The 20,001-nt window shown below is 70.6% G+C and carries 19 protein-coding genes; 10 read left to right on the forward strand and 9 right to left on the reverse strand.

The window, feature by feature from the left end:
* Nucleotides 1–47: 47 nt before the first annotated feature.
* Both tal and tkt read right to left on the reverse strand, forming a co-directional pair.
* Entirely contained in the window at nt 48–1,154 is a 1,107-nt protein-coding gene (tal, locus tag ABT324_RS07650) for a transaldolase (RefSeq protein ID WP_351173327.1), read from the reverse strand.
* Nucleotides 1,155–1,167: 13 nt separating this feature from the next.
* Entirely contained in the window at nt 1,168–3,258 is a 2,091-nt protein-coding gene (gene tkt, locus ABT324_RS07655) for a transketolase (protein ID WP_351173329.1), read from the reverse strand.
* Between the two features lie 399 nt (nt 3,259–3,657).
* On the opposite strand from tkt, the gene ABT324_RS07660 reads away from it, so the two are divergent.
* Complete coding sequence (locus ABT324_RS07660) at nt 3,658–4,539, forward strand: heme o synthase (RefSeq protein ID WP_502949712.1); 882 nt, start codon at nt 3,658–3,660, stop codon at nt 4,537–4,539.
* Nucleotides 4,540–4,576: 37 nt separating this feature from the next.
* Here the strand turns inward: ABT324_RS07660 and ABT324_RS07665 are convergent, their stop codons facing one another.
* Nucleotides 4,577–5,545 (reverse strand): quinone oxidoreductase family protein, encoded by a 969-nt coding sequence (locus tag ABT324_RS07665; protein ID WP_351173335.1) that lies wholly within the window; start codon nt 5,543–5,545, stop codon nt 4,577–4,579.
* A 79-nt stretch (nt 5,546–5,624) separates the two neighbouring features.
* Between ABT324_RS07665 and ABT324_RS07670 the strand changes: the two genes are divergently transcribed.
* Together ABT324_RS07670 and ABT324_RS07675 are read left to right on the forward strand one after the other, a co-directional pair.
* Entirely contained in the window at nt 5,625–5,933 is a 309-nt protein-coding gene (locus tag ABT324_RS07670; protein ID WP_351173338.1) for a hypothetical protein, read from the forward strand.
* 97 nt (nt 5,934–6,030) lie between these two features.
* Nucleotides 6,031–6,525 (forward strand): GbsR/MarR family transcriptional regulator, encoded by a 495-nt coding sequence (locus tag ABT324_RS07675; protein ID WP_351173340.1) that lies wholly within the window; start codon nt 6,031–6,033, stop codon nt 6,523–6,525.
* A gap of 5 nt (nt 6,526–6,530) precedes the next feature.
* Here the strand turns inward: ABT324_RS07675 and ABT324_RS07680 are convergent, their stop codons facing one another.
* From ABT324_RS07680 to mptB, 5 genes are read right to left on the reverse strand one after another with little or no spacing between them, the layout of a single operon-like run.
* Nucleotides 6,531–7,481 (reverse strand): COX15/CtaA family protein, encoded by a 951-nt coding sequence (locus tag ABT324_RS07680; RefSeq protein WP_351173343.1) that lies wholly within the window; start codon nt 7,479–7,481, stop codon nt 6,531–6,533.
* Nucleotides 7,482–7,529: 48 nt separating this feature from the next.
* Nucleotides 7,530–8,375, reverse strand: coding sequence for an SCO6745 family protein (locus ABT324_RS07685; RefSeq protein ID WP_351173345.1), 846 nt, complete (start codon nt 8,373–8,375; stop codon nt 7,530–7,532).
* Between the two features lie 40 nt (nt 8,376–8,415).
* Entirely contained in the window at nt 8,416–9,225 is an 810-nt protein-coding gene (locus tag ABT324_RS07690; protein ID WP_351173348.1) for an ABC transporter permease, read from the reverse strand.
* On the reverse strand, nt 9,222–10,157 hold the full coding sequence (locus ABT324_RS07695; RefSeq protein ID WP_351173351.1) for an ABC transporter ATP-binding protein: 936 nt from the start codon (nt 10,155–10,157) through the stop codon (nt 9,222–9,224). The genes ABT324_RS07690 and ABT324_RS07695 overlap by 4 nt, the downstream gene beginning before the upstream one ends.
* 11 nt (nt 10,158–10,168) lie before the next feature.
* Nucleotides 10,169–11,725: a polyprenol phosphomannose-dependent alpha 1,6 mannosyltransferase MptB gene (gene mptB / locus ABT324_RS07700; RefSeq protein ID WP_351173354.1), complete on the reverse strand. Its 1,557-nt coding sequence runs from the start codon at nt 11,723–11,725 to the stop codon at nt 10,169–10,171.
* 85 nt (nt 11,726–11,810) lie between these two features.
* On the opposite strand from mptB, the gene ABT324_RS07705 reads away from it, so the two are divergent.
* The 7 genes from ABT324_RS07705 to ABT324_RS07735 are packed head-to-tail and all read left to right on the forward strand — an operon-like array spanning nt 11,811 to nt 18,196.
* Nucleotides 11,811–12,566, forward strand: coding sequence for a helix-turn-helix transcriptional regulator (locus ABT324_RS07705; protein ID WP_351173357.1), 756 nt, complete (start codon nt 11,811–11,813; stop codon nt 12,564–12,566).
* A complete protein-coding gene (sufB, locus tag ABT324_RS07710) occupies nt 12,563–14,017 on the forward strand; it encodes a Fe-S cluster assembly protein SufB (protein ID WP_351173360.1) in 1,455 nt (484 codons plus the stop codon). Before ABT324_RS07705 ends, sufB begins: the two co-directional genes overlap by 4 nt.
* Nucleotide 14,018: 1 nt before the next feature.
* Nucleotides 14,019–15,206, forward strand: a complete 1,188-nt coding sequence (gene sufD / locus ABT324_RS07715; RefSeq protein ID WP_351173363.1) for a Fe-S cluster assembly protein SufD — start codon at nt 14,019–14,021, stop codon at nt 15,204–15,206.
* Nucleotides 15,207–15,238: 32 nt separating this feature from the next.
* The gene (gene sufC, locus ABT324_RS07720; RefSeq protein WP_351173366.1) at nt 15,239–16,012 is read left to right on the forward strand and encodes a Fe-S cluster assembly ATPase SufC; all 774 of its coding nucleotides are present in this window, start codon (nt 15,239–15,241) and stop codon (nt 16,010–16,012) included.
* Nucleotides 16,009–17,307, forward strand: coding sequence for a cysteine desulfurase (locus ABT324_RS07725; RefSeq protein ID WP_351173369.1), 1,299 nt, complete (start codon nt 16,009–16,011; stop codon nt 17,305–17,307). Before sufC ends, ABT324_RS07725 begins: the two co-directional genes overlap by 4 nt.
* A 23-nt stretch (nt 17,308–17,330) precedes the next feature.
* Nucleotides 17,331–17,789 carry a Fe-S cluster assembly sulfur transfer protein SufU gene (gene sufU, locus ABT324_RS07730; protein WP_150068121.1) on the forward strand — a complete coding sequence of 153 codons (459 nt, stop codon included), beginning with the start codon at nt 17,331–17,333 and terminating at the stop codon, nt 17,787–17,789.
* Entirely contained in the window at nt 17,786–18,196 is a 411-nt protein-coding gene (locus ABT324_RS07735) for a metal-sulfur cluster assembly factor (protein ID WP_351173372.1), read from the forward strand. Before sufU ends, ABT324_RS07735 begins: the two co-directional genes overlap by 4 nt.
* Before the next feature lie 458 nt (nt 18,197–18,654).
* Here ABT324_RS07735 and ABT324_RS07740 read toward each other — a convergent pair whose 3' ends face one another.
* Nucleotides 18,655–19,971, reverse strand: coding sequence for an HNH endonuclease signature motif containing protein (locus tag ABT324_RS07740; RefSeq protein WP_351173375.1), 1,317 nt, complete (start codon nt 19,969–19,971; stop codon nt 18,655–18,657).
* Between the last annotated feature and the right edge of the window lie 30 nt (nt 19,972–20,001).

The following is a 20,001-nucleotide window of genomic DNA, read 5'->3' on the forward strand; positions in this document are numbered from 1 at the left end:
GTGGTGGGGGGGGGGGGGGGGCCCCCCCCCCCCCCCCGCCACGGTGCTCACTTGGCCTGCTCGAGCTGCTGGTTGACGGTGTCCAGCAGTTCGGTCCAGGACTTCTCGAACTTCTCCACGCCTTCGCGCTCCAGCACGGCGAAGACGTCGTCGAGGTCGATGCCCGCCTTGGCGAGGTCGTCGAAGACCTGCTGGGAGGCGGCCGCGGTACCGCTGACGGTGTCACCGCGCACGTCGGCGTGGTCGGCGGTGGCCTTCAGCGTCGCCTCGGGCATGGTGTTGACCGTGTTCGGGGCGACCAGCTCGTCGACGTAGCGGGTGTCGGAGTAGGCCGGGTCCTTCACGCCGGTGGAGGCCCACAGCGGGCGCTGGGCCTTCGCACCAGCGGCCTCCAGGGCCTTCCACCGCTCGGTGGCGAAGACCTCCTGGTAGGCGGCGTAGGCCAGCCGGGCGTTGGCGATGGCGGCCTTGCCGCGCAGCGCCTCACCACCGGCGACCTTCTCCAGCCGCTTGTCGATCTCGGTGTCCACGCGGGACACGAAGAACGACGCGACCGAGGAGATCCCAGCCAGGTCGTGGCCGTTGGCCTTGGCCTGCTCCAGACCGGACAGGAAGGCCTCCATCACCTCGCGGTAGCGCTGCACCGAGAAGATCAGCGTGACGTTGACGCTGATGCCCTCGGCCAGCACGCGGGTGATCGCGGGCAGGCCCTCCACGGTGGCCGGGATCTTGACCATCAGGTTCGGCCGGTCCACGGCCTTCCACAGGTCCACGGCCTCGGCCACGGTGCGGTCGGTGTCGTGGGCCAGCCGCGGGTCGACCTCCAGCGAGACCCGGCCGTCCACGCCGCCGGTCTGCTCGAAGACGTTGCGGAAGACGTCCGCCGCGTCGCGCACGTCGGCGGTGGTCAGCTCGCGGACGGTGTCGTCCACGCCGGCACCGCGGGCGGCCAGCTCGCGCACCTTCTCGTTGTAGTCCGCGGCGTTGGACAGCGCGTTGGCGAAGATCGTCGGGTTGCTGGTCACCCCGACGACCGCCTGCTCGCTGATCAGCTCGGCCAGGTTGCCCGAGGAGATCCGCTGGCGGGACAGGTCGTCCAGCCAGATCGAGACCCCGGCCTCACTGAGCGCCTTGAGGTTGGCGTTCGTGGTCATGGAATTCCTCCGCTCACGCCTGGTTGTTCAGGCTGCGCCGGGCCGCCGACACAACGGCGTCGACGGTGATGCCGAACTCGTCGTACAGGGTCTTGTAGTCCGCCGAGGCGCCGAAGTGCTCGATGGACACCGACTCACCGGCGTCCTTGACGAACCGGTACCACGGCATCGCGATGCCGGCCTCGACCGAGACGCGGGCCTTGACCGAGCTGGGCAGCACCTGCTCCCGGTAGGCCTCGTCCTGGGCGTCGAACCACTCCACGCACGGCATCGAGACCACCCGGGTGGCAACGCCGTCGGCCTCCAGGACCTTCCTGGCCTCGACGGCCAGCTGCACCTCGGAGCCGGTGGCGATGAGCACCACCTGGGGCTCGCCGCTGCCCGCCTCGGCCAGCACGTAGCCGCCCTTGGCGACGCCCTCGGAGCTCACGCCCTCCAGCGTCGGCACGCCCTGGCGGGTCAGCGCCAGGCCGGCCGGGCCGCTCGGGTCCTCGAGGATCCGCTTCCACGCCGCCGCGGTCTCGTTGGCGTCGGCCGGGCGGACGAGCGAGAAGCCCGGGATCGCGCGCAGCGCGGCCACGTGCTCGATCGGCTGGTGGGTCGGGCCGTCCTCGCCGAGGCCGATGGAGTCGTGCGTCCACACGAAGATGGATGGGACCTTCATCAGCGCGGCCAGCCGGACCGCCGGGCGCATGTAGTCGCTGAACACCAGGAAGGTGCCGCCGTAGGGCCGGGTGCCGCCGTGCAGCGCGATGCCGTTGAGGATCGCGCCCATCGCGTGCTCGCGGATGCCGAAGTGCAGCGTGCGGCCGTAGGGGTTGGCCTTCCAGGAGCTGGTGGAGATCGACTCCGGGCCGAACGAGTCGACGCCCTTCATCGTGGTGTTGTTGCTCTCCGCCAGGTCGGCCGAACCGCCCCACAGCTCGGGCAGCACGTCGGCCAGCGCGTTGAGCACCTCACCGGAGGCCTTGCGGGTGGCGATGGACTTGCCGTCGGCCTCCCAGGTCGGCAGCTTCTCCTGCCAGCCAGCCGGCAGCTCGCGGGCGCTGAGCCGGTCCAGCAGCGCCTTGCGCTCCGGGTTGGCCGCCGCCCACTTGTCGAAGGCGACCTGCCACTCGGCGTGCGCGGCCTTGCCGCGGGCCGCGACCTCGCGGGCGTGCGCCAGCACCTCGTCGTCGACCTGGAAGGACTGCTCCGGGTCCAGGCCCAGCGCCTGCTTGACCCCGGCGACCTCGTCGGCACCGAGCGCGGCGCCGTGCGCCTTGCCGGTGTTCATCTTGGTCGGGGCCGGGTAGCCGATCACCGTGCGCAGCACGACCAGGGTCGGGCGGGAGGTCTCGGCCTTGGCGGTCTCGATGGCCTCCAGCAGGCCCTTGACATCCTCGCCGCCGTGCACGGTGAGGACCTGCCAGCCGTAGGACTCGTAGCGCTTCGCGGTGTCCTCGGACAGCGCGATGCGGGTGTCGTCCTCGATGGAGATCTCGTTCGCGTCGTAGATCACCGTGAGGTTGCCCAGCTGCTGGGTGCCGGCCAGCGACGACGCCTCGGAGGTGACGCCCTCCTCGATGTCGCCGTCGGAGGCGATCACGTAGATGTGGTGGTCGAACGGGCTCTCCCCGGCGGCGGACTCCGGGTCGAACAGGCCGCGCTCGCGGCGGGCGGCCATCGCCATGCCGACCGCGGTGGACAGCCCCTGGCCCAGCGGGCCGGTGGTGGTCTCGACCCCGGCGGTGTGCCCGTACTCCGGGTGACCCGGGGTCTTCGAACCCCACTTGCGCAGCTGCTTGAGGTCCTCCAGCTCCAGGCCGTAGCCGGACAGGAACAGCTGCACGTACAGCGTCAGGCTCGAGTGGCCGGCGGAGAGCACGAACCGGTCGCGACCGATCCACTCCGGGTCACTCGGGTCGTGCCGCATGACGCGCTGGAACAGCGCGTAGGCCGCCGGGGCCAGGCTCATCGCGGTGCCGGGGTGGCCGCTGCCGCAGTTCTCCACCGCATCGGCGGCCAGCACGCGGGCGGTGTCCACCGCGCGCTGGTCCAGCTCGCTCCAGTCTTCGGGCAGTCGCTTGGTGGTCAAGCGGGCAAGGTCGTCGGTGACGGACACGGACGCAGCTCCAAGTTTTTCCTTCGGCGGTTTCCCGGTGACGGGTGAATGCGGTCGCTGGACCGATTCGAACCGCGGTTATCCCTCGTCCGACGGGCAGCCTAGTCGTGTCCGATCGGGCACGCGCCGACCCGTCTGAATTGCTGCACCACCTCCTGCGGGGGCGGTGGTGCGGCGGCGCCCGACACTGCGCCTGGGGGCGGATTTCGCGCGGAAGAGCGACCGGGTACCCAGCTGATCGGGACCAGTTCCCAGAGTACCTGTAACGCTGCGTGACCAGGGTCACTTGAGATGTCGTGACCACCCGCGCGAGGCGCGGTTCAGTAGCGCGCCTACTATTCGGTCGTGAGCACCGCAGTCGACGTCTCCCGCACGCGGCACGCTCGTCGGCCCGGTGAGCTGCTGAAGGCCTACCTCGGGCTGATCAAGCCGCGGGTCATCGAGCTGTTGCTGGTGACCACCATCCCGGCGATGCTGCTGGCCGAGCGGGGCATCCCGTCGCCGTGGCTGGTGATCGCCACGCTGATCGGCGGCACCATGGCCGCGGGCAGCGCGAACGCGCTGAACTGCGTGGCGGACGCCGACATCGACCAGGTGATGAAGCGCACCAGGGCGCGCCCGCTGGTGCGGCACACGGTGTCCAACCGGCACGCGCTGGTCTTCGGCATCCTGCTGGGCGTCGGCTCCTTCGCCACGCTCTGGGCGACGGCCAACCTGCTGGCCGCGGTGCTGGCGGTCAGCACGATCCTCTTCTACGTCTTCGTCTACACGCTGCTGCTCAAGCGCCGCACGGCGCAGAACATCGTCTGGGGCGGCGCGGCGGGCTGCATGCCGGTGGTGATCGGCTGGGCCGGGGTGACCGGGCGGGTCGACTGGCCCGCGCTGGTGATGTTCGGCGTGATCTTCTTCTGGACGCCGCCGCACACGTGGACGCTGGCGATGAAGTACAAGGACGACTACGAGCGCGCCGGGGTGCCGATGCTGCCGGTCGTCGCCGAGCCGACCTACGTCTCGCGCCAGATCGTGGCCTACACCTGGCTGATGGTGATCTGGACGCTGCTGCTGGTCCCGGCCACCGGCTGGCTTTACGCGGCCTTCGCGGCGCTGGCGGGGGCGTGGTTCCTGCTGCTGGCGCACCGGCTGCACGCGGCGACCAAGCGCGGCGAGAAGACCAAGCCGATGAAGCTGTTCCACCTGTCCAACACGTACCTGATGATCGTGTTCGTGGCGCTGGCGGTGGACTCGGCGCTGGGCCTGCCGGTGCTCGGCTGGCCCTGGTAGACCTGCCCCGGTCGCACGGACCGGGGCAGGCGCGCGGTCACGGCAGCAGCAGGAGCTTGCCGGTGGTGCGGCGACCCTCCAGGTCCTCGTGGGCGCGGCGGGCCTCCGCCAGCGGGTAGGTGCCGCCGACGCGGATGTCGAGCACCCCGGTGGCGATCCAGTCGAACAGCTCACCGGCCCGCCACTCCAGCTCGTCGCGGGTCAGGATGTGGTGCGCCAGGCTGGGGCGGGTCAGGAACACCGAACCGGCCGAGTTCAGCCGCTGCGGGTCCACCGGGGGCACCGGGCCGCTGGCCGCGCCGAACAGCGCGAGCATGCCGCGCGGGCGCAGGCTGGCCAGGCTGGCGTCGAAGGTGGTCTTGCCGACTCCGTCGTAGACCACGTCCACGCCGCGGTTGTCGGTGAGGTCGGCGACCGTCGAGGCCACGTCCTCCTCGGTGTAGCGGATGACCTCGTCGGCCCCGGCCGCGCGGGCCAGCTCCTCCTTCTCCGCGGTGGACACGGTGCCGATGACGTTGCCGCCGCAGTGCTTGATCAGCTGCGTCAGCAGCAGGCCCATGCCACCAGCCGCGGCGTGCACCAGCGCGGTCTCGCCGGTCTGCACCGGGTGGGTGGAGGTGACCAGGTAGTGCGCGGTCAGGCCCTGCAGCATCGCCGCGGCCGCGGTGCGGGCGTCCACCCCCGCCGGGACCCGGACCGCCTTGTCGGCGGGCACCAGCGCCCGCTCAGCGTAGCTGCCCGGGGTCATCGCCCAGGCGACCCGGTCGCCCACCGCGAACCCGGTCACGTCCTCGCCCACCGCGACCACCTCGCCCGCGCCCTCGGAACCGGGGGTGAACGGCACCTGCACCGAGTAGGCGCCGCTGCGCTGGTAGGTGTCGATGAAGTTCACGCCGATCGCCGCGACCTCGACCAGCAGGTGGCCGGGCTGCGGTTCCGGAGCCTCGACCTCGGTGGGCTGCAGGACCTCGGGTCCGCCGTGCTCCGCTACCCGGATGGCTCGCATGCTGACTCCTTCGCTGTCGTCCTCATCTGCTGCAACTGGTCCGCTCCGCTGGATCTTCCCCTGATCTAAGATTCCGGACATGACGGCTACCGAAGAGACCACCGCACCCGCGCCCAAGGCGATCGCGACGGCCGAGGCCTTCGTCGCCGCGCACGGCAAGTCCGCCCGGGCGGTCGTGGAGAACCTCGGCCAGGTCGGCGCCCGCGTCGTCCTGATCGGGGCGGACGGCCGCTTCGGCGACGTCGTGGTGCCCGATGTCGCCACCGGCAACGCGCTGGTCGAGGCCGTCGAGGGGCTGTCCGCCCACGAGTGGGACGGGGAGACCGTCGCCGCGGTGAAGATCGGCGCCGAGCACCGCCGGAAGATGGCTGGTCCGCGCGCCCGCTGAGCCCCTCGCGCCGCGACACGCCGGTAGGAGGTTGGTCGCAGGCTTCGCTGTGGTTTACCTTTTCAGCGAGGACTGAACTCGATCACCTGGAGTCGTCGTGCCCGAATACGTGCAGCGCACCGATCGACCGGCCATGTCGGAGTGGATCGAGCAGATGGCGGCGCACTTCGAGGCCAGCGAGGGCATGCCGCTGATCGCCGGGCGGATCCTGGCGTTCCTGCTCGTCTGCGACCCGCCGGAGCGCACCGCCGCGGAGCTGTCCCTCGCGTTGGCCGCCAGCACCGGCTCGATCAGCACCAACGTGCGGCTGCTGATGCGGCTCGGCGTGGTCTCCAAGACGACCCGGCAGGGCCGCGAAGCGGCGCTGTACCGGGTGGAGGAGGACCGCTGGCCGGAGCTGGTGCGCCACCGGATGCAGCGGGTCACCGGCCTGGAGGAGCTGACCGCGGCCGGGCTGCGCATGTTCAGCGGCCAGGGCGAGCGCGCCCGGCGGCTGCGCACGGTGCACGAGTTCTACCAGTGGCTGGCTGGCGAGATGCCCGAGCTCTGGCGCCGCTGGGAGCGCGAGGGCAAGCCGAAGCTCCGCTTCTGACCCGGTCAGACCGCGGCGGGCTCGGCGGCCTTGACCTCGCTCGGCTCGGGCAGCGCGCCGCGGTGGCGGGACTCGCCCCACAGCAGGGCGGTGACGATGATCACCAGCGTCGCCGCGGCCATGTGCAGCACGACCATCGCCTCCGGGACGCCGAGGTAGTACTGGACCGACCCGATCGCGCCCTGGACCAGCACCATCGCGCAGGCCGAGCCGTAGGCCCGCAGCAGCGCCTTGGTGGGGCGGGCGCTGCGCAGCCACACGCCGAAGATCGCGAGCAGCAGCACGTAGGCCATCACCAGCGTGCCGTGCACCTGGACCAGGGTGTGCACCGGCAGGTTGAGCCGCGGCGTGTCCGGGTCGCCGGCGTGCGGGCCCGCCGCGGTCACCAGGGTGCCCGCGACCAGCACGGCGGCGGTCACCACGACCAGCGCGACCAGCAGCCTGCGCATCGGGGTCGGCACCACGCCGACCGGCTCGCGGTCGCCCTCCTTGGTGGCCTTGTAGAGGACCGTGGCCAGCCAGATCAGCACCGCCGAGGCCATGAAGTGCACGGAGACGCTCCACCAGGCCAGGTTCACGCGCACCGTCACGCCGCCGATGATCGCCTGCGCGAGCACGCCCACCGGCATGATCAGCGCCAACCGGACCAGCCGCTTGCGCCGCGGGCGGCAGCGCAGCGCGGCCACGAAGCAGGCCAGCGCGACGAAGCCGATCACCCCGGTCAGCAGCCGGTTGCCGAACTCGATCACCTGGTGCAGGGTGGCGACCTCGGGGTGCTCGACCGGCACCATGCTGCCGGGAAAGCACTCCGGCCAGGTCGGGCAGCCGAGCCCGGACCCGGTCACGCGAACGGTCACGCCGGTCACGGAGATCAGCGCCTGCATCACCAGCACCGCCAGGGCCAGCACGCGCACGACGCGCGGGGTCGGGCGGGAGATCCACGTTGGAAGCGGCACGAATCGATGGTAGCCGCGGCCTGGAACCCGCCCGTCCGCAGGCCTGGGTCAGCTGCGCCCGAACAGATCCCGTGGCACCGCACCGGCCTTCAGCAGCGCGCGGGTCAGCCCGCGGCCCGTGTCGATGAGCGCTTCCACCTTGGCGTCGCCCAGGGCGCGCCACGGGGCCATCGACATCATGTCGGTCTCGGCCTCGATCTCCTCGCGCAGCGCGAGGCCGGCCTGGCTGACTCCGCCGTCATCGCCGACGAGGCCGCGCTCGCGCAGCTCCTGCTCGGTCGCGGCCCACTGGTCCTCGCTCCACTCGCGCAGCTCCCGTGCCGCGGTCGGGGTGAAACCGTCGCCGGTCGAACTGTGCAGCACCAGCGCCTGCAAGCCGTCGAGCTCGGCGCGCTGCAGCGCCGCGATGTGCGCGTCACCGCGGAACTCGCGCAGCAGGGTGATGGCGTGCCAGAGCTGGAGGTGCGGTTCGGCCGGCCAGTCCAGGTCGGCGTGCGCGGCGTAGAGCGGCTTGCCCTCCGGGTGGCACGCCTGGCTGGCTTCGCGGGCCAGCTCGGCCGCTTCGGCGATCGCCGGGGAGTCGACCTCGCCGAGCATCCGGCGCAGCGCCGCGTCGGCGGCGCGGAGGCGGGCGTCGAGCACCGCGCTGGGGGAGGCGATCGACCAGGCTCGCGGGATGTGCTTGGCGATCGACTCGGGGTTGAAGTTGTAGAAGGTCGCCGCCACCACACCGGCCCCGACCGGTCCCATCGCCGCTGCTCGGCCCGCGTAGTAGGACATCCGGCCCCGCTCCAGGCCGAGCTCGGCGAAGCCGTCGTCGGCCTCCGGGGCGAAGTAGATCATCGAGTGGATGACTTCCAGGGCGTTCTTGGCCCGGCGGGCGATCTTCGTCATGGTCCACACCCTAGAGCCGAGCCGCGCCCGCCGTCACCGGTCAGGTCAGGCGCGTGGTGCGCACCGCCACCGCCCCGCACACCGCGCCCCAGGCGAGCAGCACGACGACCGGCTGCAGGCCCGGCAGCGCGCCGTTGACCAGCACGGCGTCCAGAGCTGCGGAAAGCGCGCCGGACGGCAGGAACCCGGCCACCGCACCCAACGGCCCGGGCAGGTCGGCCGCGGGCAGCGCCAGACCACCGGCCAGCAGCAGCACGAACCAGATCGCGTTGGCCAGCGCCAGCACGATCTCGGCCCGCAGCGCGCCGCCGACCAGCACCCCGGCCGCGCCGAAGGCCAGCGTGCCCAGGACCAGGATCGGGATGGCGGGCAGCAGCCCGAAGGTCACCGGTGACCACCCCAGCAGCACTGCGGCCACCCCCAGCACGACCGCCTGCAACGCCACCACCAGCAGCGTCGCCAGCACCCGCCCGGAGATGAGGGTCCAGCGCGGCAGTGCCGTCGCGGACAGGCGCTTGAGCACCCCGTAGCGGCGGTCGAAGCCCAGCGCGATGGCCTGCCCGGTGAACGCCGTGGACATCACCGCCAGCGCCATGATGCGCGGCATCACCGAATTCACCCGCGGCTCCGGCAGGTCGCCGATGTGCAGCGTGCTCAGGCCGATCAGCAGCGCCAGCGGGATGATCAGCGTGAGCAGCGCCTGCTCGCCGTGCCGGACGATCAGCAGCGCCTCGATCCGGGTCTGCGCCAGCAGCATCCGCAGCGGACGGCCCCGGCCCGGGGCGGGGCTGAAGGTCCCGGCCGGGAACTGGTTGCCGAGCTCGGGGGCGGCGTTGGCCTCGGTGTTCACGATCGCAGCTCCCGTCCGGTCAACTCCAGGAAGACGTCCTCCAGGCTGCGGCGGCTCACCCGCAGCTCCTGCGCCAGCACCCCGTGCTGCGCGCACCACGCGGTCACCGTGGACACCACCTGCGGGTCGACCACCCCGCGCACCACGTAGTCACCGGGCCGCAGCTCGCTGGCCTGGCAGTCCTCCGGCAGCGCGGCCAGCAGCAGGTTCAGGTCCAGCCCGGTCTGGGAGCGGAACCGCAGCTCCTGCTTGCCGTCCTCGGGCTCGGTCAGCTCCGCGGCGGTGCCGTCGGCGACCGCGCGACCGTGGTCCACGATCACCACCCGGTCGGCCAGCGCCTCGGCCTCGTCCATCAGGTGCGTGGTGAGCAGCACGCTCACCCCGTCGCGGCGCAGCGCGCCCACCAGGTCCCACACCAGCCGCCGCGCCTGCGGGTCCATGCCCGCGGTGGGCTCGTCGAGGAACACCAGCTCCGGGCGCCCGACCAGCGCGCACGCCAGCGACAGCCGCTGCTGTTGACCACCGGAGAGCCGCTTGTAGGGGGTGCGGCGGGCGTTGGCGAGCCCGAGCACCTCCAGCAGCCAGGCCGGGTCCAGCGGATCGGCCGCGCAGGCAGCCACCAGGTCCAGCATCTCGTCGGCCCGCACCCCGGGATAAGCGCCGCCGCCCTGCGGCATCACGCCGATCCGCGGCCGAAGCGCCTCGGACTGGGTCTGCGGGTCCAGGCCGAGCACGCGGACTTCACCGGAGTCGGGGCGCTGGAAACCCTCGCAGATCTCCACCGTCGTCGTCTTGCCCGCGCCGTTCGGCCCGAGCAGCGCCAGGACGCTGCCGCGCGGCAGGGACAGGTCGAGGCCAGCCACGGCGACGGTGTCGCCGAAGCGCTTCTTCAGCCCGCGCAGCTGGACGGCCGGACCATCGGCGTTGCTCACGAAATCCAAGCCTATTGCGTGACCGGCCGAACACCGCCGCGGGTCGGCAGCAGCCTAGGCACCTTGCCACGCACCAGCCACAGCGTGATCGCGAAGGCGATCACCGCGGCGACCACGGCCAGCGGGATCTGGTAGGCGCGCAGCGGGAAGCCCGCCCCGGTCGGCGGCACGAACAGCGAGACCGCGGCGCAGATCACCGCCGCGGTGACCCGGAACCGGTTGTTGTTGGTCGCCAGCGCCAGCGGCACCACCGACCACAGCAGGTACCAGGGCCACAGCACCGGGACGGCCAGCGCCAGCGTCAGGTAGGTGATGCCCAGCCCGGCCAGCGGCTCGACGCGGCCGCGGAAGGACAACCACAGCATCCGCAGGCACACCACCGCGACCAGCAGGTAGCCGATGATCTTGGTGATCACCAGCATCGCGTCGGTCTGGTTACCCAGCCCCAGCAGGGTGCTCAGGCCGCCACCGGTCATGCCGAACGCGGTCAGCGGCGCCATGAACGTCTTGACCCGGTTGGGCACGTCGAAGGTGTCGACCCAGCCCAGCCCCCAACCGCTGACGAGCGTGATCACCGTCATGGTGGCCAGGAACACCGCGGTCAGCAGCGCCGCCACCTGGCACAGGTCCCGGAACCGGCCGCCCCGGCGCAGCGCCAGGTAGATGCCGAAGAAGCCCAGCGCGATCCAGCCCGGCGGTTTGATCGCCCCGGCCACGCTCAGCAGCACGCCGGCGGCGATCATGCCCGGCACCGTCTGGTACCGCAGGCCCAGCTCGATCGCGGCCAGCATGATGCCGACCATCAGGGCCTCGTTGTGCATGCCGCTGACCACGTGGAACAGCACGATCGGGTTGGCCGCGCCGAGCCACAGCGCGGCGGACGGGTGCACGCCGCAGCGTCGCGCCAGCCGCGGGATCGCCCAGATCGCCAGCGCCAGGCCGCACAGCATCACCGCGCGCCACACCAGCACCCCGAACACCACGTCATCGCCGACGATCCGGGAGATCAGCTGCCCGAACATCAGGAACAGCGGGCCGTAGGGGGACGGGGTGTCGCGCCAGATGTTGGGCACGTTCGCGGTGAACGGGTGGTCCACGCCCAGCGCGGCGGCCGAGCCCAGCACGTACGGGTTGAAGCCGCGCGCGGCCACCTCGCTCTGCGCCAGGTAGCTGTACATGTCGGTGCTGAACAGCGGCGGTGCCAGCGCCAGCGGCAGCGCCCACATGGCCAGCGTGCGGGCCAGCTGGGTGACCGACAGCATCCGGCCGCGGCCCGGCCAGCACAACCGGCCCAGCCACAGCCAGGCGATCACGATCATCAGGATGCCCAGCCAGCAGCAGGCCATCGCCACCGTCGGCACCCGGACCGGCAGCCCGATCAGCCGCGCGCCGGACAGCGGGTTGTCCACCGGGGCCGCCCCGGCGCCGATCGAGCCGACCGCGAGCACCAGCGAGCCGGTGGTGCCGAACCGGCGGACCACGTCCAGCTGTCGCCGCTCCGCGCGGTCGAGGGGCTCCGCCGCCTCTTCGGTCACTGGTCGCTTGCTCGTCGCTTCGCCTGCCGCCACGACGACGAAGCGTAATCGCGTGAGTCAGCTCACGGGTCGGCCCCGCGTCCTGGTGTCCTGTGCCGAAATAGGTAACATTCGTGTTGTGAAAAACGTCGGGACGTCAACCGCTGCGGCGGCCGAGCCGGGCCAGGCCGCCCAGCCCGGCACGCACGGCGATGGGCGCACCCGGCACACGGTTGCGCGGTTGCTGCTGGAACAGGGACCAATCACCGCAGCGGCGGTGGCCGAGGAACTCGGGCTGAGCCCCACCGCGGTGCGCCGGCACCTCGACGTGCTGGTCGCCGAAGGCGAGGCCTACACCCGGGAGTCCTCCCCGCGGAGCCGTCGTGGTCGTGGCCGACCCGCCAAGCTCTTCCTGCTCACCGAGGTGGGACGGGCCCGGTTCGGACACGCCTACGACGACCTGGCGGTGGCGGCGCTGCGGTTCATCGCCGAGCACGATGGCGAGCAGGCGGTGCGCGAGTTCGCCGAGCGACGGATGGCCGCCCTGGTGGCCAACCACCGCGAGGCGCTGGCCGCCGCGGACAGCCCGTCCAAGCGCGCGGAGGCTCTTGCCGACGCGCTCACCAGGGAGGGCTACGCTGCCTCGACGCGCAGCGTCGGAAGTGGCGAGCAGCTCTGTCAGCACCACTGCCCGGTGGCGCACGTCGCTGCGGACTTCCCGCAGCTGTGCGAGGCCGAGACGGCGGCTTTCGCCGAAGTCCTCGGCATCCACGTGCAGCGGTTGGCCACCATCGCGAACGGCGATTCGGTCTGCACCACGCACGTGCCGACCACGCGGTTCGCGGATCCCGACCCGAACACCGCCCCGATTCCTGATGGAGGGGAGCCCGTATGACTGCCGCTGCGGAGCAGCGCACACCCACCACGGCTGACCAGCAGTTGAGCCAGGACGAGATCCTGGCCAGCGTCGGTAGCTACGAGTACGGCTGGGCCGACCCGGACGTCGCGGGTGCCAGCGCCCGCCGTGGCCTGGACGAGGGCGTCGTCCGCGACATCTCGGCCAAGAAGGACGAGCCGGAGTGGATGCTCGAGGCCCGGCTGAAGGCGCTGCGGTTGTTCGACCGCAAGCCGATGCCCAACTGGGGTGCCGACCTGTCCGGCATCGACTTCGACAACATCAAGTACTTCGTCCGCTCCACCGAGCAGCAGGCCCAGACCTGGGAGGACCTGCCGGAGGACATCAAGAACACCTACGACAAGCTGGGCATCCCGGAAGCGGAGAAGCAGCGGCTCGTCGCGGGTGTGGCCGCCCAGTACGAGTCCGAGGTCGTCTACCACAAGATCCGCGAGGACCTCGAGGCCCAGGGCGTCATCTTCCTGGACACCGACACCGGCCTCAAGGAACACCCGGAGCTGTTCAAGGAGTACTTCGGCTCGGTCATCCCGGCCGGTGACAACAAGTTCTCCGCGTTGAACACCGCGGTGTGGTCGGGCGGCTCCTTCATCTACGTGCCGCCGGGCGTGCACGTGGACATCCCGCTGCAGGCCTACTTCCGGATCAACACCGAGAACATGGGCCAGTTCGAGCGGACCCTGATCGTCGTCGACGAGGGCGCCTACGTGCACTACGTCGAGGGCTGCACCGCGCCGATCTACTCCAGTGACTCGCTGCACTCGGCCGTCGTGGAGATCGTCGTGAAGAAGGGCGGCCGCTGCCGCTACACGACGATCCAGAACTGGTCGACCAACGTGTACAACCTGGTCACCAAGCGCGCCAAGGCCGAAGAGGGCGCAACCATGGAGTGGGTCGACGGCAACCTCGGCTCCAAGGTGACCATGAAGTACCCGTCGGTGTTCCTGATGGGCGAGCACGCCAAGGGCGAGGTGCTCTCGGTGGCGTTCGCCGGTGAGGGCCAGCACCAGGACGCGGGCGCGAAGATGGAGCACCTGGCGCCGCACACCTCCTCGACGATCGTCTCCAAGTCGATCGCCCGCGGTGGTGGTCGCACCTCCTACCGGGGTCTGGTGAAGGTCGCCAAGCGCGCCCACCACTCCTCGTCGAACGTCAAGTGTGACGCGCTGCTGGTCGACACCATCAGCCGCTCCGACACCTACCCGTACGTGGACGTCCGAGTCGACGACGTGTCGATGGGCCACGAGGCGACGGTGTCCAAGGTCAGCGACGACCAGCTGTTCTACCTGATGCAGCGCGGTCTGACCGAGGACGAGGCGATGGCGATGATCGTGCGCGGCTTCGTCGAGCCGATCGCCCGCGAGCTGCCGATGGAATACGCACTGGAACTGAACCGACTGATCGAGCTGCAGATGGAAGGGGCCGTCGGCTGAGATGACGAGCACCACCAAGACCGACGCCCAGCACGGCCTCGGCGAGCACTCGCACGGCGGGGGCGTCGTCGTCCCCCAGTCGTCGCGGGGCTCGCGCTTCACCTCCTACGACGTCGAGGCCTTCGAGGTCCCCGGCGGCCGCGAGGAGGACTGGCGGTTCACCCCGTTGAAGCGGCTCAAGGGCCTGCACGACGGCACCGCGACCGCCACCGGCAACATCACCGTCGAGGTCACCGGTGACGGGGCGACCGTGGAGACCGTGGGCCGCGACGACGCGCGGATCGGCAACGGCGGCGTCCCGGCCGACCGGGTCGCCGCGCAGGCGTGGAGCTCGTTCACCGAGGCCACCGTCATCACCGTCCCCAAGGACACCAAGCCGGAGGGCCCGATCACCGTCACGGTGCACGGGCCCGGCGAGGGCCAGGTGGCCTTCGGGCACCTGCAGGTGCGCGCCGAGCAGTTCGCCGAAGCCGTGGTCGTCGTCGACTACCGCGGCTCCGGCACGCTGGGCGAGAACATCGAGTTCGTCGTCGGCGACGGTGCGCAGCTGCGCGTCGTGTCGGTGCACGACTGGGCCGATGACGCCACCCAGGTCAGCTCGGAGCACGCCGCGCTGGGTCGCGACTCGGTGTTCCGGCACCTGGCCGTGACCCTCGGCGGTGACCTGGTCCGGGTCAACACCACCGTCAACTACGGCGACAAGGGCGGGGACGCCGAGCTGCTCGGCCTGTACTTCGCCGACTCCGGCCAGCACCTGGAGCACCGGATGCTGGTCGACCACGCGGTGCCCAACTGCCGCAGCAACGTGCTCTACAAGGGCGCGCTGCAGGGCGACTCGGCCCACTCGGTGTGGATCGGCGACGTGCTGATCCGGGCCGCGGCCGAGGGCACCGACACCTACGAGCTCAACCGCAACCTGGTGCTGACCGAGGGTGCGCGGGCCGACTCGGTGCCGAACCTGGAGATCGAGACCGGCGAGATCGAGGGTGCTGGGCACGCCAGCGCCACCGGCCGCTTCGACGACGAGCAGCTGTTCTACCTGCAGGCCCGGGGCATCCCGCAGGACCAGGCCCGCCGCCTGGTGGTGCGCGGGTTCTTCGGCGAGCTGCTGCAGAAGATCACCGTGCCCGAGGTCCGGGAGCGGCTGGAAGCCGCCATCGAGGCCGAACTCGCCGTCGTCGGCGCCTGACCCGCAAGCCCGAAACAGGAGAACGAAGAAGAATGGCCACCCTGGAGATCAAGGACCTGCACGGCTCGGTCCTCACCGAGGAAGGCGCGAAGCCGATCCTCAACGGCGTCAACCTGACCATCCGCTCGGGCGAGATCCACGCGATCATGGGCCCGAACGGCTCGGGCAAGTCGACGCTGGCCTACGCCATCGCCGGTCACCCGAAGTACCAGATCGACTCCGGCACGGTGCTGCTGGACGGCGAGGACGTGCTGGAGATGAGCGTCGACGAGCGGGCCCGCGCGGGCCTGTTCCTCGCCATGCAGTACCCGGTCGAGGTGCCGGGCGTGTCGATGTCGAACTTCCTGCGCACCGCCGCGACCTCGGTCCGCGGCGAGGCGCCGCAGATCCGCAAGTGGGTCAAGGAAGTCAAGCAGGCCATGTCGGACCTGGACATCGACCCGTCGTTCGCCGAACGCAGCGTCAACGAGGGCTTCTCCGGCGGTGAGAAGAAGCGGCACGAGATCCTGCAGCTGGACCTGCTGGACCCGAAGTTCGCGATCCTGGACGAGACCGACTCCGGCCTGGACGTCGACGCCCTGCGGGTGGTTTCCGAGGGCGTCAACCGCTACCACGGTAAGGGCGGCAAGGGCGTCCTGCTGATCACGCACTACACCCGGATCCTGAAGCACATCACCCCGGACTACGTGCACGTCTTCGCCGACGGCAAGGTCGTGGAGTCCGGTGGTGCCGAGCTGGCCGACGAGCTGGAGGCCAGCGGTTACGTGCGCTTCACCGGCAAGAAGGAGGCGGCAGCCCAGTCATGACCGTTCAGCCTCCTCGCACCGAGGGTGCGAGCACGCCGTTGGACGTGGCGGCGATCCGCGCGGACTTCCCGATCCTGGGACGTACCATCCGCGACGGGCGACGCCTGGTTTACCTCGACTCCGGGGCGACCTCGCAACGGCCGCGCCAGGTGCTCGACGCGGAGCGCTCCTTCCTGGAGCACTCCAATGCGGCGGTGCACCGCGGTGCGCACCAGCTCGCCGAGGAGGCCACGGACGCGTACGAGAGCGCCCGAGAACGGATCGCCCACTTCGTGGGTGTGGACGTCGACGAGGTGGTGTTCGCCAAGAACGCCACCGAGGGCGTCAACCTGGTCGCTTACGCGATGAGCAACGCCGCGACGGCCGGGGCGGAGGCCGAACGCTTCCGCCTCGGCCCGGGCGACGAGGTCGTGGTGACCGAGATGGAGCACCACGCCAATTTGGTGCCGTGGCAGCAGGTGTGCGAGCGGACCGGTGCCACGCTGCGCTGGTTCGGGGTGACCGACGAGGGGCGCCTGGACCTGTCCGACGTGGACGGGGTGATCACCGAGCGGACCAAGGTGGTGGCCTTCACCCACCAGTCCAACGTGCTGGGCACGGTGAACCCGACGGAGCGGATCGTCGAGCGGGCCCACCAGGTCGGCGCGCTGGTGGTGCTGGACGCCTGCCAGTCGGTGCCGCACAAGCCGGTGGACTTCAAGGCCCTCGGCGTGGACTTCGCGGTGTTCTCCGGGCACAAGATGCTCGGCCCGTCCGGCATCGGGGTGCTCTACGGCCGCCGCGAGCTGCTGGCGGCGATGCCGCCGTTCATCACCGGCGGTTCGATGATCGAGCTGGTGCACATGGAGCGCTCCACGTTCGCGGCGCCACCGCAGCGGTTCGAGGCGGGTGTGCCGATGACCTCCCAGGCGATCGGCCTGGGCGCGGCGGTGGACTACCTGACCGCGATCGGCATGGACCGCGTCGAGGAGCACGAGCGGCAGCTCACCGAGCTGGTGCTGCGCGAGCTGTCGGCTGTCGACGGCGTGCGCATCATCGGACCCACCAGCACCGAGGACCGCGGCGGCACGGTGTCGTTCACGATCGACGGCGTGCACCCGCACGATGCTGGCCAGGTGCTGGACGACCGCGGGGTGGAGGTCCGGGTCGGGCACCACTGCGCTTGGCCGCTGCACCGCAGGATGGGAATTCCGGCGACCGTCCGGGCGTCCTTCTACTTGTACAACGAACTGGACGAGGTCAAGGCGTTGGTGGATGCGGTGCGCGAGGCGCAGCGCTTCTTCGGGGTGGCTTGACCGGACCTGCCGGGGAACTCTTCATGCAGCTGGAGCAGATGTACCAGGAGATCATCCTGGACCACTACCGCAACCCGCACCGCCACGGGCTGCGGGAACCCTTCGACGCCGAGTCGTTCCAGGTGAACCCCACCTGCGGCGACGAGGTGACCCTCCGGGTGCGGTTGACCGGTGCCGGTGAGGACGCGATCGTGGACGACGTGTCCTACGCGGGGCAGGGCTGTTCGATCAGCCAGGCCTCCGTGTCGGTGCTGACCGACCTGGTGGTCGGCAAGCCGCTGAAGGAGGCGATGACCACCGAGGCGGCGTTCAGCGAGCTGATGCACGGGCGCGGCAAGGTGGAGCCGGACGAGGACGTGCTGGAGGACGGCATCGCCTTCGCGGGCGTGGCGAAGTACCCGATGCGCGTGAAGTGCGCGCTGCTGGGTTGGATGGCTTTCAAGGACGCGGTGTCCCGCGTAGTTGTCGAGGAGGCTTCATGAGCGAGCAAGCCCCGGTGCAGCAGGAAACCGACGTGGAGCGGACCGCTGAGGCGCTGCCCGAGCAGGCCGCGCCGTCCGCCGAGGTTGCCGCGCTGGAGGACGTCGAGGAGGCGATGCGCGACGTCGTCGACCCCGAGCTGGGCATCAACGTCGTCGACCTCGGCTTGGTCTACGACATCCGGGTTGAGCAGGACAACACCGCCACCGTCGACATGACGTTGACGTCGGCGGCGTGCCCGCTGACCGATGTCATCGAGGACCAGGCGCGGGCTGCGCTGACCGGTGGGCCCGGTGGTGGCCTGGTGAAGGACTTCCGCATCAACTGGGTGTGGATGCCGCCGTGGGGGCCGGAGAAGATCACCGAGGAAGGCCGTGAGCAGCTGCGTGCTCTCGGGTTCACCGTGTGACCTCCTGACGGTCTTGCGGTTTCTCGGATCAGGGGTGCTGGGCTTCGTTGCCCAGCACCCCTGATCCTTCTGCTCGGCTTGGATTTCGTTTTCCGCTGTGCAGTTGTCAAGGTGCTCTTGGTGCTTCGCCGTGGTTGGGGCTTGTAGCGGTTCCGCCGCCGGTGGGCCATCAGTCCCGTTCTGGCTTCATGTCACGGGGATGGCCCGGTGTGGGATCGGAGCACTTTTCGGCTTTCGGGTCGCGTTCGTGCGTGGTTGCGGCTGATCTCGGGTTGGTTGTGGGTGGGTCGGCGCATCGGTCACTCCTGCTGTTAGGTGTTGTGGTGGTCTGTTGTTGCGGTGACGCGCTCGGGGTTGAGCCGGGTTGTTGGCCTGGGTGTTGGTCGCCTGGCGGCGTGTTGTGGGTGTGAGATTTTTTTGGGCGTGCGGGGGTGGCGCCCGGCTGGTGGGAGTGGGCGTCATCGGGTGCCCTCCGAGGTTCTTGGAGTGGGGATGAGTTTCCGGAGGGTGTCCCGGTAGGCGGCGGGTAGGGCTTTGCCGCCGGGCTTCGGCCTCCTTGTCATGTCCACACTGGATGGTGGGGTGAACATCGGTCGGCCGCCTCGCATGGTGATCGACCAGTGCCGGTCGTGGATCCTGCGGTGGTGGTGCGGGCAGAGCATCACCATGTTGTTGATCTCGGTGGGGCCGCCGTCGATCCAGTGCTTGATGTGGTGAGCTTGCGGAGTACCCGGCGGGCGGTCGCAGTCCGGGAACGCGCAGGCCCCGTCGCGCTGCAGCAGGGCGGCGCGGATGTGGGTTGGTGCGGTTCGCTGAGTGGTTCCCACGTCGAGGGGGAGGCTGTCGCCACCGAGGACCATGGGCAGGACCTCGCAGTCGCAGGCGATGCGGCGGACGTTCTCGGCGGTGATGGACTGCTCGGTCGCCGTCAGGGTGCCGGGCGTGGTGCTTGCTCGTTGCTTGAGGTCGTCGAAGTCGATGGTGACGGTCAGGTGGGGGCGCTGGCCGCCGGTGCGCGGCATCTGGTCGGAGTCGAGGACCAGGTCGACCATCGCCGCGAAGCCGTCGGCGTTGCGCTGCCCGACTGTGCGCGCGTCCTTCTCGCCGTCGCTCTCGGGGTGCGGCGCGGCCAGGGGGCGAAGGGCTGCCACGAACTTCGCCCCGGTTTCGCGGTCCAGGCGTGCCTTGATGACCAGCATGCCGTCGCGGGCAGTCGCGTAGTGCAGTTCCCGCGCCTCGTGCTGGGCGTGCTCGTCGCGCAACGCCCCCTCCCGGTCGAGGGTGTACTTGATCCGTTCGGCCAGCTTCGCCAAGTCACGCGGGCACATTCGGCGTGCGTTCTCGGCGAGGAGCGCCTCGACCTCGGTTGCGCGGTGTCGCGCCGACTCGGGCAGGGTGCGGACGCAACGCGCGATGATCGTCGCGTGCTCGATCCCCACGCGTCCCTCGGACAAGGTCTGGGCGGCGAAGGGGAGGGCTGTCGACGGCTCGCCCCGCTCATCCGGGCTGGGCGTCACGTCGGAAGCGACCTGCACGCGCGCCTTGGCTTCGCGGGAGTCAATGCGCAGCAGGTCCTGCAGCCAGGTCTGGGTGGACCGCGCGCTCTGCGCGGCGAACACCCGGCGGCGGTCAGCTTCGGCGATGAGCTTCAGCTGCGCCATCCTCGCCTGCCGGATGGCTCGTTCGATCTCCGCGATCCGGTACGTCAGCTCGGCATCGGTGTAGGAGGCCGGGGACGGTTCGGCCCACGACGAGCCGACCGCAGCACCAGGCACGGGCACGTCCGTGGGCGCGGTCGTGGTCGC

It is taken from the genome of Saccharopolyspora sp. NPDC000359, from assembly GCF_040300525.1.
Classification (GTDB): Bacteria; Actinomycetota; Actinomycetes; order Mycobacteriales; family Pseudonocardiaceae; genus Saccharopolyspora.